Here is a 15,462-nt window from a genome sequence, read left to right as displayed (position 1 = left end):
TCCCGGGTTTTATTTGCTCTTGTCGTAATTTGATTTATCAAGAATCAACTGATCAAGTCCTGTCAAAGCATCAATAAAGTCACCAAACTCACCAATATGCATAGTTGTTGTGGTTGGGACTAGAGCTTCTGCACCGTACAAATCCTTCAAAATATGATTATTTTCATCATAATTGAGTTCGATCATTGCATCAACAAGTGCATTTTTGGTAGAATCTGACATGTCAGAGCTTACCATAAACACATGTGATGGAACAGGCCCAATGGTTGTCACGGGTCTCAACTTTGCTTGATCTTTTAATTCAAGATATTTTTGCGGAGCAATATCTGAACCAAATGCAACATCAACGTTTCCATTTAAGAGTAATTCCAATGCAGCTTTGTAACCGCCTGCAAATGTGTAACTTTCAAAGTTCTTTGCCAATGCAGACTCTAAAGCTACTATGTCATCTCCTTCGATGGAAACATAACCTTCGGTAACTAAAGTTCCCATAGGCCTAACAAAACCAGATGAACCAGTAATGCTAGTAAATGCTACTTTTTTGCCAACTGTATCTTCCAATGAATTGATTGAATCATTTTCAGCAAGAGCCCAAACAGTGGCCTGATAGTTTACTTTTCCTGCAACGAGTTCTGCCATCACTGCCTCAGCGCCAGTTCTTTGATGAGTTATCCATGCAGGGCCAGTATCCATAAAGGCTGCATCAATATGACCGAATCTCATTCCTTCAATGATTGTCTCATAATTTGTTGGAACTACGATTTTAACATCTATGCCAAGCTCAGATTCTAGGAATTTTTCCAGTTCTTGAGCCTTTGGAGTCAATTCATCAGCTTTTTCAACAGGAATGAATCCAATGGTCATGGTGTCAATATCCACAGTGTTAGATTCAGATGAAACATTGATGATGCCATTTTCCAACAGAAACGTAATTCCGTTTAGAAAAGTTTCATCATCCAAAGTACCATCTGCCCACCAGCCAGCATTTGTTTTAATCCATTCAGGAACCAAATTTTCTGCTTGTGCAGATTGAGTTAATGGTACAGACAATACACCAAATGCTGCAAAAGCAGCAATCAATGTCAATGTAATTTGTCGTTTCATGATTAACAAAAAATTAGGACAAGCTAAATTATTTAAAGCAAAGCATCATTCCAAACAATCATTCCAAATCTATAGAATGAGAATAAGCCGAGTCTTAAGATAGACAATCAAGAAGATTTTGGATTCGTAGTATTAGAATACAAATTCAAACTAGGCTCCAAATCATCCAAAGTGATTTCAACTTTTCCAATTCTGCTCCGGTACAACTTTATTTTTTTACCCTCTGGGGATATGATGAATTTGTCAACTTCTGCCAAGGCAAGTTCTTCTAATGTAGATAATGTTTTGTATACAGTAGAAAGTGAAATTTTTAATTCATCAGCAATTTGAGTGGCATCTTTTGATTGGTTTTTTACCGAAAATAGCACAGACCTTGTACAGACATTGCTTAAGGACTCGATAATTTTCTGCGTAATATCAAACTCTGATAATTGGATTATGGTAGGTTTTTGCAATCTTGTCACTCAGTTTGGAATTAAAGTAAGAACAGGTTCTGGCTTTCGTATAGAGATATCGGCTTTACTTATTCTGCTTCGATATACCTTGTATTTTCTGCCTTTATCAGACAGCATCCATTTTTCAACTTCAATTAATGTTAATTCCTCAAGATCAGTCAATTTTTTGTATACAGAGCTAAGAGGAATTTTCAGTTTGTCTGATAATTCGGCAGCAGTATTTCCCTTCTTTATTATTGAAAACAAGATTGCACGTGATTCAGAATCAGCTAGAGCTTCTATTACTTTTTGAGTAATATCATATTTTTTTAATTGGGGCAAAGTTAATTTTCGAGACATGTAAACATTTGAAATATTATTGATCTATTTAAACGAGTTGCAGTCATTCTCATTCTAGAGAGTTGGAACAATCAAGTGTAAGGAGTTGTTTCTTTATGAGATTCGAATCTATTCCAAAACAATCCCAAAATTATTCCAACGGATATCCAGAATGAAGAGACACCGAGTACAGACATCAATCTAAATTCATTTACAAAACTCATAGGAGCATTAATTTCATCAGGGTTTTCTGGCATTGCAAAGAAAACTGCAGATATGAAAATACCATAACCGACTAGAGAAATAATTTTTTTATTCTTTTCAAATCTCTTAGATAACTTGTAAAAAGCAACGGCACCTATGCCAGATATTGCAATAAAAGACAAATACAAAATTGCCCTCAGTACAACAGTTTCAGCATCGCCTACAGTTGGAGGATTTGCAGGATATTTGAGAAAAGGTATCAAGTATAAAGTTGCCCACATAATTCCTGCAAGTAATAGAGATTTTTTCACATAATGATTTCCAGGAAGGGAATTCTTAGATAATGCAAATACAATTCCAAAAAGAGACCCTACAGAAACCCCTAAAATTACCCCTGCAAGAATCTGGCCACTTTTTTGCCATACTCTATATCCTTCATATTCTACCCAAAATTCAGGAGTGTCTTCTTCTTCGCCAGATGCAAAGAGATTTTGATTTTCAATTCCAATAGCTTGATCAAGATAGGGTTCCACAATTGCAAAATTTACAGCTCCATGAACAAGTCCAGCAAGAGCACCTGAAATTAAAACAATTGTTAAAAATAGAACCGTTTTCAAAATTAATCACATCTAATGGCAAGGAAAGCCTGCTGCGTGTCTCATATCATGAGTCAATTCATGAATGTAAAGGTCAGTAAATGCTTGTTCACCATATACTAGACTAAAGATGTGTCCTTGGTCAAACCCAACAACAAATAATCCTGCTGCAAATACTATTGCTAATGCAAGAATTCCAAAAGCAGGAATTGTTGATTTAGATTTTGTTGTTAACACTGAACTATTCAATGAATTTCAAATTGTTCATAATTATATAACTTGTTGGATAAATTATCCAATTTATATAATAAATAATGTATTCTGAAACATGAAACAAACAATCAAAATCTTACAAAAAGTTGTAAAAAGAAAAGGATCTAGTAAGACATTATCATTTAGTATTCCTCATATTTTAAAATCAATTTTCCATTTGTCAAATCAAAAATATGTTAGTCGTTCAAATTTTTGTAAAGAAATTCAATTAGGAGAAGGTGCAGTAAAAACACTAATTGGACATATGAAAGAAGAAGGATTAGTAGAGACAATAAAATCAGGTACTTTCCTTACTAAAAAAGGACAAAAAGTTGCAGAGAAATTTTATGATGCAATTCCGGCACAAGGATTTCTAAAGAAATGCGATATTACTAAAGGGAAATTCAATTACGTTATTAGAATCAAAAAGGAATTTGCTTCAAATTTAGGAAACGGAATGCAACAAAGAGATTATGCAATTCTTTACGGTGCATCAGATTCATTAACTCTGAATCATGATAAAAATGAATTTTTCTTCATAGGAGATAAAATGAAATGTTTTGATAATGAAACTGAAGCAAAGAGGGATTTGATAGACAAAGTAAATCCAAATAACGGAGATGTCATAATCATCACATCGTCTGATGATAAATTTGTGGCAGAAATTTCAGCAATCAATACTGCAATATGGACAATAAATAATTAAAATAAGAAATGTTAAGCTAATGGCAAGGAAAGCCTGCTGCGTGTCTCATATCATGAGTCAATTCATGAATGTAAAGGTCAGTAAATGCTTGTTCACCATATACTAGACTAAAGATGTGTCCTTGGTCAAACCCAACAACAAATAATGCTGCTGCAAATACTATTGCTAATGCAAGAATTGCTAGTTTTGAAACACCTGTTTTTGAGACAGTTATTTGCCTTAATTCAGACATAAGAAACATGATTCTCTGTTTATATTAAAACTCTTGGGTGCTGAAAAAAATATCAAATAGTCATGAAAATCTGTTATTATGTGATCTTACAGATTGCTGTTTTCGATATCTTTTCTCCTAGAAAATTCATAAAATGGATCATTTAGGAATAAGGAAAGAGAGTAGTGGATACAAAAATAAAATTTCAGACATCATACAAGGCAAATTAATTGATCTGTATGGTGCAAACGGATACAAATCAATAATGCAAACAATGACAAAAATTTCTGAAAAAACAGAAGATGAAACAATTAGAAATTTTAGAATTATACAAAGCGTTTTTTGAAGGAAAAGAAAGAGAAGAAAAGAGGACAGAAATTAGGATGGTTTTACAAAATCCTATTTAAAAAATTAAGACATAAAAATTAGCGAAGATATTTACTTGAAATAAAGATTGTAACTGCATGGAAAAATTGTACTTGTTGACAATTCCTGTATTGATTGGAGTGTTCACAGGAATGTTCATGGCATATTATCCAGAATCTGAATCATATTCAAATCAAATTACAATAACAAAATTAATTGAAGGTGGGTCTCCAATAATGGGAAATTCAAACGCACCCATCACGATATTGGAGTGGGGAGATTATCAATGTACATTTTGTTACAAATTTCATCAAAATACTTTAGACATAATAGATGAAGATTTTATCAAATCTGGAAAAGTCAAATTAGTGTTCAAAGATTTTCCTCTAAACGGTCCTGATTCATTTTTGGCTGCAGAGGCCACATATTGTGCACAAGATCAAAAAAAATATTGGCAGTATCACAATGAACTATACACAAATTGGGCAGGAGAAAGGACAGGCTGGATTACTAGAGAATCACTCGATACATTTGCAATTACAGTAAATTTGAATTTGAATGAATTTAACAAATGTCTTGATGAACGAAAATATCAAGAAAAAGTAATTTTACTTCATGATTTTGGAAAAGAGATAGGAATTGATGCTACACCATCATTTCTAGTCTTCAATGGTGAAAAAGTTATCAAAATTAGAGGAAATCAACCATTAGAAGTATTTCTTAGAACATTTGATGAATTATGATTTTAAAAAATATCAAAAAGATATATTCGCAAATTAAAGAGTAATTTCAATGCCCAAAATTAACATCGAAAAACAAGATTCAGTGAAAATCTATAAAATTCGAAAAACACTAGAAGAGTTATCTCAAAAATCAGGCAGAGGTACTGAATTAATCACAGTATACATTCCAAAAGGAAAACAATTACATGAAATTATCAGCTCTCTTCAACAAGAGCAAGGAACTGCAGACAACATAAAATCAGACTTGACAAGATCACATGTGGTTGATTCATTAGGCAAAGTCATTCAAAGATTGAAGTTATACAAAAAAACTCCGGATAGAGGACTGGTGATGTTTTGTGGTGCATTACCCCCAGAAGAAGGAGGGCCTCTAGGAAGTGAAGTAGTCAAAGTTTGGGAAATTGATCCACCAAAAGATTTGAATCAGTATCTGTATCGATGTGATGATCATTTTCATGTAGACATTCTAAAAGACATGTTAAAGGACGATAATCTCATAGGATTTCTAGCAATAGATGCAAAAGATGCAGGGTGGGGATTACTACATGGAGATAAAATAGAAGTGTTATCTCAAACGGGATCAGGGGTTGCAGGAAAACATAGACAGGGAGGACAGTCTGCAAAGAGATTTCAGAAATTAAGAGAGATGGAGTTGAGTTATTTCTATAATAGAGTTGCACAGACTACACGTGAATATTTCATTGACATTTATCCAGTCAAAGGATTAATTATTTCAGGTCCGGGACCTACAAAAGAAGATTTCATTAACGGAAATTATCTAGAATACAGATTACAAAACAACATTATCAGTACAATCGATTCATCATATTCAGGGGCAGAAGGAATAAGGGAAGCTTTTGCAAAATCAGCAGACATTCTAGGGGATTTCAGAATGGTAGAAGAGAAAAAATTAGTAGAGGATTTATTCAGAGAAATTAATTCCAACACAGGCAAAGGATCATACGGATTGCAAGAAGTAATAGAATTTTTGAAAAACAATGTTGTTCAGACTTTGCTAATTACAGACAACACAAATCTCCACAGAGTTGAAGGAAAATGTAAAAGATGCAAACACCTTCAAGAAGAAATCCTTGAAAGACCTCTAGTAATTCCAAAAAAAACAGAATTTGTCAACAACCCATGTCCAGGTTGCAAATCAATGGAAGTAGAAGTTAATGAACAAGATATTGTAGACTATCTTGAAATATTGGCATCTAAAACAGGTACTCAACTTGAAGTTATTTCAGGCAGTGCAGAGCATGGAAACATGCTTGCAAGTTTAGGAAAAGTAGGAGCAATTCTAAGATACAATCCAGGACATGCTAAATAAGACTACGAATTTTTTCTGCTAGTTCTGAGAGTTCATGATCACTAGATATTTGTCGTTTAGTCCAAACGGTTCCTTTGCTATTGTATCTAGGAATAATGTGTATGTGGACATGGGGGATGATTTGTTTTGCAGCTCTGCCATTATTTTGTGCCAAACTAAATGCATCTGCTCCAGCAGCATCCAAAATGGCTTTGGCAATTCTTGGCACAAGTGAGAACATATTTCCAACAGCATCAGAAGTCATGTCGGTAATTCTTTCATGGTGTTTTCTTGGAATAACCAAACTATGCCCTACATCAATCGGATATTTGTCTAAAAATGCAACATGGTGTTCGTCTTCATACAAAAAATGCCCATCTCTCTTGCCATCTAAAATATCACAAAAAATACAGCCCATAGAATAAAACCAGTTCTAATTTTATTTATTGTTTCTAATTGACTCTGATCATATTTTATCTAGCCATGATTTCATTAATTATAGAAAGTAAATCCTAAAGATTTAATTTTCTTCTTTTCCACAATGCATGCATCTTTTTGAGGATAATATCTCAAACCACACAAAATCATGAATAAAGCCCTCTTTGCAATTCACATTGTCATTAGATTTGATAACATTACAAAGAGTCTGGTCAAAAACAGTCTCGATCAACATTAACTATTCAGAACAATTTATCAAAAACAGAAATGGTCTTTTTAAAAATCAGATTAAGATATGGTTGATGACGAATGGTTAATTAGGGTACATTTTGATGTGAAATTATCTAATGGGCCGAAAAGAGAGACGAGAGCGTGAAGTAAAACGTGAAAACTATGCTACAAAGCACTCAGCTGAGAAAAAGAAGCAGACATTAATTGCCATCGGTGTTTTATCCGTAATTGCAGTAATTGTAGGGTATGCAGGCTATATGTTTTTGAACATGACTGAGACAGCACCAGGAGGACCAGAAAATGCAGGAGCCTTGGGAAGTGAGCATTCACATGCAGCAATATTGGTGAAAATTTTTGGCGATACATTTGATTTTGACGGTCCAGCTTTTCAAATAAAATCATCTTGGATTCATTTTGAAGGAAGAGATGGAACTACAATTCACAAGCATGCAACGGGAGTCACTCTAGGATATCTCTTTGAAACACTTGCAATAGGTCTTGATGATCAATGTTATGTATTTCCAGACGGAAAGCAATTCTGTACAAATGAAGATTATACACTAAAGTTCTTCATTAATAGAGAACAAGTATCAGACATTAGAGATTATGAAATTCAAGAAGATGATAGAGTGTTGATTGTGTTTGGTGCTGAAACACCTGAAGAAATTGAGGCCTACTTGTTACAACTAGACAATCAAGAATTGATCAAATAAGATCAAGATTCATCTTTTGTGGTAAATGATGATGCACTTTTGTCAAACATCATATAATATCCACACATGCTGCATCGTAAAACTGTCAGTTCAGTTGTAAGGAATTCCTTGTCTTCAAAGCGTCCACTAAGTTTAACATTATCACCGGCAATTTCGGCTTTATTGCTCTTGCATATTGGACATTCAAGGGCTTTTTGTTCCATGAAATAATCCAAAACAGTTACAATTTAAACTCAATGAAAGTTTTCAATTAGAAAATTTCAATAAAGTCTAAATTATACCAATCAAAAATCAACATGTCATGGAAATATCTAGCAAAAATGTCGTAGATGGAACAGCACGTTCTCCACACAGAGCAATGTACAAAGCCATGGGTCTAGATGATAATGATCTTAGTAAACCATTCATCGGAGTTTGTCATACAGGTAATGAGGCAACTCCATGTAACATTTTATTGCCAAAATTGGCAGAAGAGGCAAAAAGAGGAGTTGCAGAAAATGGGGCAACTCCAAGAATGTTTTCAACAATAGCAGTAAGTGATGGAATTGCTATGGGACATGAAGGAATGAAATCATCTTTAATCTCCCGCGAAGTAATTGCAGATTCTATCGAACTAATGGTGAGAGCCCACCAATATGATGGAATTGTAGGAATTGCAGGTTGTGATAAAAGTTTGCCAGGCACAATGATGGCAATGGCCAGATTGAATTTACCTTCGGTCTTCGTATATGGGGGAACGATTATGCCAGGAATTCTTGACGGTAAGGAGCTCACAGTAGTTGATGTGTATGAGGCAGTAGGAGCATATGATGCAGGACAAATTTCCCTAGAGATGTTAAAAAATATTGAAAACACCGCGTGTCCTAGCTCAGGATCATGTGGAGGAATGTTTACTGCAAATACAATGGCATCAATTTCCGAAGCTATTGGTTTGGCATTACCAGGAAGTGCCAGTCCCCCAGCAGAAGATCAACGCAGAAACAAAATGGTATATGATACAGGTGCAGCATGTGCAAAACTACTAGAATTAAACATCAAGCCAAGAGACATTATGACGTATGAAGCATTTGAAAATTCAATTGTAATGTTAAATGCAGTAGGAGGATCAACAAATGGAATTTTGCATCTGTTATCAATGGCAAATGAAGCTGGAGTAAAATTGACTTATGATGATTTTGAGAGAATTAGAAAAAAGACACCACATATTGCAGATATGAAACCTGGTGGCAGTTATGTCATGAATAGTCTTGACAAAATTGGGGGAATTCCATTTGTTCTGAAAAAATTAGCTGCCAAAGGATTACTAAACGGAAATTGTATTACAGTTACAGGTAAAACCATTCAACAGAATCTTGATGCCATGACAATTCCAGAACCAGAACAATCAATCATTAGACCAATTGAGAATCCACTGCATTCAGTAGGAACAGCTGTAGTTCTCAAAGGAACTCTTGCACCAGAAGGAGCAGTCATTAAAACAGCAGGTGTAGAGATGACAAAATTTACAGGCAAAGCCAAAGTGTACGACAGGGAAGAATATGCATTTGATGCAGTAGCCAAAGGAGATGTGGAAGAAGGAGAGGTAGTGGTCATCAGATATGAAGGTCCCAAAGGAGGACCAGGAATGAGAGAAATGCTTGCAACAACAGCGGCACTTGTAGGACAAGGGCTAGGCAAAAAAGTAGCAATGGTAACGGATGGAAGATTTTCAGGAGGAACCAGAGGATTCATGGTAGGCCACGTAGCACCTGAAGCATATGTTGGAGGTCCAATTGCACTAGTAAAAGATGGCGATGAGATTACAATAGACACAGAAACTACTATAATTGATCTTCATGTTTCAGAAGAAGAATTGGCAAAAAGGAGACTCGAATGGAAAAAACCAAAGCCCAATTACACGTCAGGGGCACTTGCAAAATATGCAACACTTGTAGGCTCGGCAGCACATGGGGCAATCACATCTGCAAACCCATAGATGAACAATTTATCCACAAGCTTTATAGATCACGATCTACAATAAACATCAGAGATAACAGAAAGAAAAAATAACTTTTGCTTATGAAATTACTGTTGTCTACTACAGGTCTTCTCTAACGTTTCTATTGATCATACTTTAATTCCAGTGATCAGTTTTTGAGGATTAGTCAGGACAAAAAGCATCATCAAAACACTATTGCAAAAATGAAAAAATATTCTAACAAAAATCGCCAATTCTAATTAAATTTATTTTTTTTTAAACTCTTGACGTCTTTTTTCTGTCTATTGCCACCACCAATGTTATGTCCATGAGGTAATTTCTTAGTCATATCAATTATTTCTCTATAGTTCATGTATACCATTGTAGTTTCAATTCCAACAGGTTTCAATCATCTAGGATTTGAATCTAAATTATTTCTATTTCTTGTCACATAATCACCCTAGAAAAGAAGGGAAAGGTGATATCTATTTGTCAGATTTTGGAGGAGCTTCTTCTTTTTTTGGCTCTTCTTTTTTCTTGTCGTCAGCGACAACTGTTGTTGGGTTATTTTCTTGATTTGTCATGTCTATATAGATAGACACACTCAATATATACCAATGTATCAATCTTTATAGAAAAATAAAAAATCTATAGATTTTCAGGCATGAAATTTGTCAAATACATCAGTATATACCATAGAGAATCAAATAACAACATGTTTAAAAAAATAATTGAAAAAATGAGATTTGGTTCCTGTAAAACAAATACCGCAGACAATGTAGATGTAGTCAAAGAATCCGAAAAGAAACAAGAAGGTAATACAAAGTGAAATACAATTGTGCCAAATGCAGTTTTCAATGGGAAGGAACATCATATACTTTTGATAAGGTTCGAGAACATGAAAAAACTCATCTGCCAAAAAATGAAAACACGTCTAGTCGTTGCAATATATGAGTTGGCAAGAACTAGTATAGTTTCAATAAGAAACAAAATACAAGAATTTAAAATGAAATTGGATTTATTTAATACATTAATTTAATTTGGATGCTAAGAAAAGAGATAAGATGTCTAGAGATAAGGAATTTAAGATACAACTATCAGTAGAAGACATCAACAAATTAGATGATGTAATTAGAGGGATGAGCGATAGTTCAAAATCTATTGAAAAATTAAATGAACTGAAAATTAATACCAAAAACAATCAAAGCACAATCAAGGGACTAAGGTTACTTAATGTATGTACAAATTGTAAAAATAAATTTATTCCAAAAAATAGCATGATTAATGAAAAATTATGTAAATCATGCTTAGAAAAATAATCTAATTTTTCATATTTTTTAACAAAACAAAATTTAGTGCGAACAGATTAATGGAATTGTAGAAATTATGTTCATTTTATTTATGAAATTAATCCATACCAATTACAACATCTACAGCAGGAGTTAAGATGCAAGAGAAGTATGTTCTATCTCTTTCGACATATCAACAGGAATGAATTTGTGACACCGTGTACACTCGTACATATTTTTAAGGCCTGCCATCTTGACTTTGGCTTCATGAGAACATATCTCTTGAGACGTAGTTTGGTATGTCAAAAGAATCTAAACATCCTGCAGGTTTGAAAGTATTCTTTCAAGATCTTGTTTTTTATATCTGAGACTCTTGACGGTTACATCACCTTTAACAAGTGTTGTCGAAAATTTTTCTAACATAAGTTTGTCTTCATTAGAAAGACCTGATTGTGTGATTATTCCATCAAGATCATGATATTTTTGAGAGATTGTTTTTGTGTTTACTTTTTCATCTATGTTTTTTACCAATGAAATCTGATCTGTAAGTTCATCCCTAATTTCATATAGTATTTTTATGACTGAACTTTCACCAATTGATGGATTCTCTTGCTTTCTTTTTATTCTTGCAAACAGATTTTTCAGCATGAATCATAGAACATCTCTTGCTTATTAAGCCAAGAAGTGGTTGACTAGAGTCCGTATCAAATCAACTAGTCTGTATCGGATAAGCAAGATGCAGTATAGATAATCATGTTAAAAAGACTAGTTACAAAATTGAAAGGAAATCAAAACAAGACATCAAAAGACGTAAACACAATCAAAGAACATGAAAAAGAGATGGACCATAATAAAGTATAACTGTAGAGTTTGTAAATACAAATGGGAAGGAAATACTGATACTTTTTACACGGTACTAGATCATGAAAAAACTCATTTGAAAATCAACAAAATTATTTCAACTGAGGTGAGAACATAATGATTACAATAAATGATTTAAAAATATGTGAAAATTGTGGCAACGTGTTTTCAAAAACTATACTGTCTAAAATTGTATACCGTTGTCCTGCATGCAATGTGTGGAAGAAAACTATTGAAGAATAAAATCAAATTCGTCACAGTAAAACTCAAAAAAGAACCACCACGGGGCCGACTCCCATCCGATTTACACTGATTTTTAAAAAGGCAAGATTTGATAAAAATCAAAATTTTGTGCCTAACAGGTTTACTTTTTTGTATATGGCCTATTACATGTGAGTGTATCAAGAATTTACCCAAGGATTATAGTTGAGTTAAAAATCAGTGAATAATAATTATGGATATTTACTCAAGCAAATTTGCCATTATTGTAATAATCGCATTGGTCAGCATCCTTGCATTGCAGGTTATGACAAATAGCAACAACACATCTCAGTTAATTGATTCAGAAACATGCGAGATATACGTGATAGACTCTCATATTAATGCAAAAAAATATCTGAATGAATTTGATCAAAAATGCCTAGATTTCAAAAATCTAAACCCATAGAAAATTAATTAATGAAAATAGTTTCAATAAGACATGGAAGGCCCATCAGAAATAAATTCTGTTTTTTGGAATGAAGAGAAGAAATCTTGGGATTACAAATTAATCAAAGTAGAAGAATACTTTGGATTTACAGAATGTCAACAATGCAGAAAACCAATGTCACATAATGTAAAAACTGGGGGGGAATTCAAAATGGTATATGTCAGATGTGCTTGTGCAGATAGAAAGTAATTGTTCAAACATTATCCATTCCTAAAACATCATAGTATGCCTTTGGGATCATTTGTTGTCCTTTAAAAAATACATTGTTTACTGCAGTATCCAAAACATATGTTTTTGCCCAGTCGTCTTCACTTCTAATCGAACGACCAAATCCTTGCAATATTTTTGTAAGAGTTTGAGAGGTATACCACAAAGGGAATTTATCCATTTTTGCCCTTGTTCTTTTTTCAGTGTAGTTTGGATATGGAACCTTGGCGATGATCTGGAATCGGGATAAATCATCTTTCAGATCAACTCCTTCCCATAATGAAGAAGAAAGCAAAACGCCTGTAGGATCAGTAGCATGTTCTGAGATTACCTCATCTTGTGTTTTCCCATCTTTGTTTTTACTGTGACAAATTCTGATTCTTTGAGTGTTTTTAGGAGACAGATATCTAATAATTTTTTGACAGCGAGGTATAGATGAAGTTAAAATTAATCCTCGCTCATCAGAATGCTTATCCATAATTCGGTCAATCGTTTTAATTACTTCAAGTTCATCCTCTTCAGTAGAACCATAACTCAATCTTCTAATGTTAAGAAGTTCAATGCTTCTATTTTCTATAGGGAATGGAGATTTTGGTGTATCAACAAATGCAACATCATCTTGTCTCAATCCCATGTTTTCACAAAAACTCGACTTGTCTATAGTGGCAGACATGAAAATCTGATATTCTGTTTCAAAAAATGAATTTGCAAATTTTGAGACATCTATAGGTTTTACAGAAATCGTTCTGAAATTACCATTCAAATCTTTGACAGGATTATTTACAATAAAATTATCCTTGTCAGACATAATGTCGATTTTTGCTTGGGCAGATCTGTCATGTCTACGCTCCAATCCCGTAATTAATTCATAATCAGGATTATTTTGAAAGGCAGCACTTTCTTTGATATCCTTTATTTTTTTGGCATAAGAAAAAGCCATATCGTCAGTTAGCTGTATCATTGAATCTAAATCAGTGAAATCATATTTTTCTGAATTGAGATTACATTCATCTACTTGACCACTAAAAATATCAAATCCAACAAACTGAATTATTTGGTCTTCAATTTTGTGAGCCTCATCAAATACAGTTATTTTTCTATCAAGGTATTCTTCAAAGAGTTTTTTGTTAAATTTCATGATAGTAAAAAATGCATGGTAATTCCAAAGAGAGTGTTTTGAAACTAGGGCATCGTACTTTTGCATATAATAATGACAAGAGGGGGAATCCTGAGTATTTTCTTCAACCTGATTTATGGTAGGCTTGAATTTACAAACTTCAAAGACTTCTTTTCCATTTTTGTTGACTCTTTCCTGGCATTCACCCTTATCACAAGTCAACCCCCATCTCATCGCTCTTCTTTCATTGTCAACTTTTTCTGAAGCCATTAATTTTAGACAGGGAAAATTTTGTTTTCCTTTTACTGGTTTTAAAAACGGAATGTCTTTGATGTATTGATCTTGAAGATGTTTTGATGCAGTGACCGTAAAAGAACTATCAAAATAATTAGAAACAGTTGCCCCTACAAGAGATTTGCCAACTCCTGTTGGAGCACACAGAATGATTTTTTTGAATCCAGACTTTAATTTTTCTTCAATTTGTGATAGAATTTCTTTTTGAATATCTCTAGGTGTGAATTGATCTGGAAATTTTTCTAATAAAGACAGGATTACATCTCTTCATGTTCAATATTAAAAGCATGAAGGTTCTTGTGATATCATTGTATTTGTAACTAATTCAATGTCTAGGTTTTCTTTAAAAAAGATCATCGATCAAAAATTCCAAATATAGTTATTATCAATATTAAAAAAATTGACATGGGATTCAAAAAAGGAATTCACAAATGCGTAGAATGTGAAAAGAAAAAGAAAACAAACCCAGAAGACACAGGAATGTGCAGCAAATGCGGGGCAGCAGAAACACGTTTAGAAAAAACAATTTACAAAGAATTACTAGATGATGGTAGTTTCCCATAATTTGACATTATGAATTAAAACATGAAAAAATAAGGACGTCAAATATCTAACAATTTCTGTTCCAATTGATCCATGTTTTCATCTCCACATTGATCCGCACTCTGAGTGGCACAGAATTCTCTTACTTCGACAAATGCATCAAGACATGATTGTAATTCTTCAGAATCAAGATTATCTTTACTACATGCAATCATCATTGCTTCATAGTTTATCGCAAATTGCTCTAACATCCATTTTTGTGTATCCATACTTTCCAATATGTCAAAATCAGATACACTAGTTCCAAAATAAATTATCCCTGCAAGTAGGGGGAGAATTAGAAGGAATTTTAATTTAGATTTCATAATCGTGGACATTATCTTGAAATTCACTAGACCATATTTATACATCAAAATTTAGAACACATATGATCTTAAATACAAATTTCGTTATACTAGATTAGTGTAAGTGAGAGAAAAGAGCGTCGAGACGTCATTCTCTCCTTTGACACGAATTTTCAAAATTGTTAAGAAATTATGTGATAATCACAAATCGGTACTCAGTGTTTTTAATGCAAAATGTCCACACTTTGGACATCGATGTTTTTTCAATAATTCTGAATGACTTTGCATGGACTTTTTAGAATATGTTATGTGTTCCCCGCAATCTTCACACATTCCAGGTATGTCTCCTTTGGGAATCATGTTTCTCTAAATTCTGAGTTGACTTAAGCTTGTCTATTCCCGTCTCATTAAATTTATTTTTGGACTAGGCATTATATTATCAATATAAGGATTGATGATACTTGATATCAAAAAGAGAAACTTGTTTAATATCTA

General features: G+C 33.4%; 24 protein-coding genes. 11 read left to right on the top strand and 13 right to left on the bottom strand.

All coding sequences use genetic code 11. The features are described 5' to 3' along the window. Window positions 1–9: 9 nt before the first annotated feature. From ACW9XA_RS05385 to ACW9XA_RS05365, 5 genes are all read right to left on the bottom strand, one after another. A complete protein-coding gene (locus ACW9XA_RS05385; protein ID WP_457763350.1) occupies window positions 10–1,104 on the bottom strand; it encodes a phosphate/phosphite/phosphonate ABC transporter substrate-binding protein in 1,095 nt (364 codons plus the stop codon). Between the two features lie 107 nt (window positions 1,105–1,211). Continuing rightward, window positions 1,212–1,559 carry a helix-turn-helix domain-containing protein gene (locus ACW9XA_RS05380; RefSeq protein WP_300324935.1) on the bottom strand — a complete coding sequence of 116 codons (348 nt, stop codon included), beginning with the start codon at window positions 1,557–1,559 and terminating at the stop codon, window positions 1,212–1,214. A 9-nt stretch (window positions 1,560–1,568) separates the two neighbouring features. Next, a complete protein-coding gene (locus tag ACW9XA_RS05375) occupies window positions 1,569–1,898 on the bottom strand; it encodes an ArsR/SmtB family transcription factor (protein ID WP_026090124.1) in 330 nt (109 codons plus the stop codon). Window positions 1,899–1,969: 71 nt separating this feature from the next. Further along, window positions 1,970–2,698, bottom strand: coding sequence for a CbtA family protein (locus ACW9XA_RS05370; protein ID WP_457763349.1), 729 nt, complete (start codon window positions 2,696–2,698; stop codon window positions 1,970–1,972). Window positions 2,699–2,710: 12 nt separating this feature from the next. Further along, complete coding sequence (locus tag ACW9XA_RS05365) at window positions 2,711–2,926, bottom strand: CbtB domain-containing protein (RefSeq protein WP_457763348.1); 216 nt, start codon at window positions 2,924–2,926, stop codon at window positions 2,711–2,713. A 79-nt stretch (window positions 2,927–3,005) separates the two neighbouring features. Here ACW9XA_RS05365 and ACW9XA_RS05360 point away from each other — a divergent pair, with 79 nt between their 5' ends. Next, window positions 3,006–3,635: a DUF4443 domain-containing protein gene (locus ACW9XA_RS05360; RefSeq protein ID WP_457763347.1), complete on the top strand. Its 630-nt coding sequence runs from the start codon at window positions 3,006–3,008 to the stop codon at window positions 3,633–3,635. Between the two features lie 16 nt (window positions 3,636–3,651). Here the strand turns inward: ACW9XA_RS05360 and ACW9XA_RS05355 are convergent, their stop codons facing one another. Next, window positions 3,652–3,867, bottom strand: a complete 216-nt coding sequence (locus ACW9XA_RS05355) for a CbtB domain-containing protein (protein ID WP_457763346.1) — start codon at window positions 3,865–3,867, stop codon at window positions 3,652–3,654. A 133-nt stretch (window positions 3,868–4,000) separates the two neighbouring features. Between ACW9XA_RS05355 and ACW9XA_RS05350 the strand changes: the two genes are divergently transcribed. From ACW9XA_RS05350 to prf1, 3 genes are all read left to right on the top strand, one after another. Next, window positions 4,001–4,192 carry a hypothetical protein gene (locus tag ACW9XA_RS05350; RefSeq protein WP_457763345.1) on the top strand — a complete coding sequence of 64 codons (192 nt, stop codon included), beginning with the start codon at window positions 4,001–4,003 and terminating at the stop codon, window positions 4,190–4,192. Between the two features lie 118 nt (window positions 4,193–4,310). Then, complete coding sequence (locus ACW9XA_RS05345; RefSeq protein WP_457763344.1) at window positions 4,311–4,955, top strand: DsbA family protein; 645 nt, start codon at window positions 4,311–4,313, stop codon at window positions 4,953–4,955. Between the two features lie 49 nt (window positions 4,956–5,004). Continuing rightward, window positions 5,005–6,285, top strand: coding sequence for a peptide chain release factor aRF-1 (gene prf1 / locus ACW9XA_RS05340; RefSeq protein ID WP_457763343.1), 1,281 nt, complete (start codon window positions 5,005–5,007; stop codon window positions 6,283–6,285). Here prf1 and ACW9XA_RS05335 read toward each other — a convergent pair. Further along, entirely contained in the window at window positions 6,278–6,682 is a 405-nt protein-coding gene (locus ACW9XA_RS05335; RefSeq protein WP_457763342.1) for an HIT domain-containing protein, read from the bottom strand. The genes prf1 and ACW9XA_RS05335 overlap by 8 nt on opposite strands. 367 nt (window positions 6,683–7,049) lie before the next feature. On the opposite strand from ACW9XA_RS05335, the gene ACW9XA_RS05330 reads away from it, so the two are divergent. Beyond that, complete coding sequence (locus ACW9XA_RS05330; RefSeq protein ID WP_300324966.1) at window positions 7,050–7,646, top strand: protein-disulfide isomerase; 597 nt, start codon at window positions 7,050–7,052, stop codon at window positions 7,644–7,646. 2 nt (window positions 7,647–7,648) lie between these two features. Here the strand turns inward: ACW9XA_RS05330 and ACW9XA_RS05325 are convergent, their stop codons facing one another. Further along, complete coding sequence (locus ACW9XA_RS05325; RefSeq protein WP_300324968.1) at window positions 7,649–7,849, bottom strand: hypothetical protein; 201 nt, start codon at window positions 7,847–7,849, stop codon at window positions 7,649–7,651. A gap of 98 nt (window positions 7,850–7,947) precedes the next feature. On the opposite strand from ACW9XA_RS05325, the gene ilvD reads away from it, so the two are divergent. Further along, window positions 7,948–9,621, top strand: a complete 1,674-nt coding sequence (ilvD, locus tag ACW9XA_RS05320) for a dihydroxy-acid dehydratase (protein WP_457763341.1) — start codon at window positions 7,948–7,950, stop codon at window positions 9,619–9,621. 238 nt (window positions 9,622–9,859) lie between these two features. Here the strand turns inward: ilvD and ACW9XA_RS05315 are convergent, their stop codons facing one another. Next, window positions 9,860–10,012 (bottom strand): hypothetical protein, encoded by a 153-nt coding sequence (locus tag ACW9XA_RS05315; protein ID WP_457763340.1) that lies wholly within the window; start codon window positions 10,010–10,012, stop codon window positions 9,860–9,862. A 655-nt stretch (window positions 10,013–10,667) separates the two neighbouring features. Here ACW9XA_RS05315 and ACW9XA_RS05310 point away from each other — a divergent pair. Then, on the top strand, window positions 10,668–10,922 hold the full coding sequence (locus tag ACW9XA_RS05310; RefSeq protein WP_457763339.1) for a hypothetical protein: 255 nt from the start codon (window positions 10,668–10,670) through the stop codon (window positions 10,920–10,922). 282 nt (window positions 10,923–11,204) lie between these two features. Here the strand turns inward: ACW9XA_RS05310 and ACW9XA_RS05305 are convergent, their stop codons facing one another. Continuing rightward, window positions 11,205–11,540 (bottom strand): hypothetical protein, encoded by a 336-nt coding sequence (locus ACW9XA_RS05305; RefSeq protein ID WP_457763338.1) that lies wholly within the window; start codon window positions 11,538–11,540, stop codon window positions 11,205–11,207. A 330-nt stretch (window positions 11,541–11,870) separates the two neighbouring features. Between ACW9XA_RS05305 and ACW9XA_RS05300 the strand changes: the two genes are divergently transcribed. From ACW9XA_RS05300 to ACW9XA_RS05290, 3 genes are all read left to right on the top strand, one after another. Then, entirely contained in the window at window positions 11,871–11,996 is a 126-nt protein-coding gene (locus ACW9XA_RS05300; RefSeq protein WP_457763337.1) for a hypothetical protein, read from the top strand. Between the two features lie 211 nt (window positions 11,997–12,207). After that, complete coding sequence (locus ACW9XA_RS05295) at window positions 12,208–12,420, top strand: hypothetical protein (RefSeq protein WP_457763336.1); 213 nt, start codon at window positions 12,208–12,210, stop codon at window positions 12,418–12,420. Window positions 12,421–12,453: 33 nt separating this feature from the next. Then, a complete protein-coding gene (locus tag ACW9XA_RS05290) occupies window positions 12,454–12,651 on the top strand; it encodes a hypothetical protein (protein WP_457763335.1) in 198 nt (65 codons plus the stop codon). Between the two features lie 4 nt (window positions 12,652–12,655). On the opposite strand, the gene ACW9XA_RS05285 is transcribed toward ACW9XA_RS05290, so the two are convergent. Continuing rightward, a complete protein-coding gene (locus ACW9XA_RS05285; RefSeq protein WP_457763410.1) occupies window positions 12,656–14,338 on the bottom strand; it encodes a helicase C-terminal domain-containing protein in 1,683 nt (560 codons plus the stop codon). Between the two features lie 147 nt (window positions 14,339–14,485). Between ACW9XA_RS05285 and ACW9XA_RS05280 the strand changes: the two genes are divergently transcribed. After that, complete coding sequence (locus ACW9XA_RS05280) at window positions 14,486–14,644, top strand: hypothetical protein (protein ID WP_300324625.1); 159 nt, start codon at window positions 14,486–14,488, stop codon at window positions 14,642–14,644. A 38-nt stretch (window positions 14,645–14,682) separates the two neighbouring features. Here the strand turns inward: ACW9XA_RS05280 and ACW9XA_RS05275 are convergent, their stop codons facing one another. Continuing rightward, on the bottom strand, window positions 14,683–14,988 hold the full coding sequence (locus ACW9XA_RS05275; protein ID WP_457763334.1) for a hypothetical protein: 306 nt from the start codon (window positions 14,986–14,988) through the stop codon (window positions 14,683–14,685). A 180-nt stretch (window positions 14,989–15,168) separates the two neighbouring features. Then, on the bottom strand, window positions 15,169–15,327 hold the full coding sequence (locus tag ACW9XA_RS05270; RefSeq protein ID WP_457763333.1) for a hypothetical protein: 159 nt from the start codon (window positions 15,325–15,327) through the stop codon (window positions 15,169–15,171). Window positions 15,328–15,462: the final 135 nt, after the last annotated feature.

Source organism: Candidatus Nitrosopumilus sp. bin_6a, from assembly GCF_054095695.1.
Note: the sequence above shows the minus strand (reverse complement) of the source record. Positions and strands in the feature narration are given on the sequence as shown.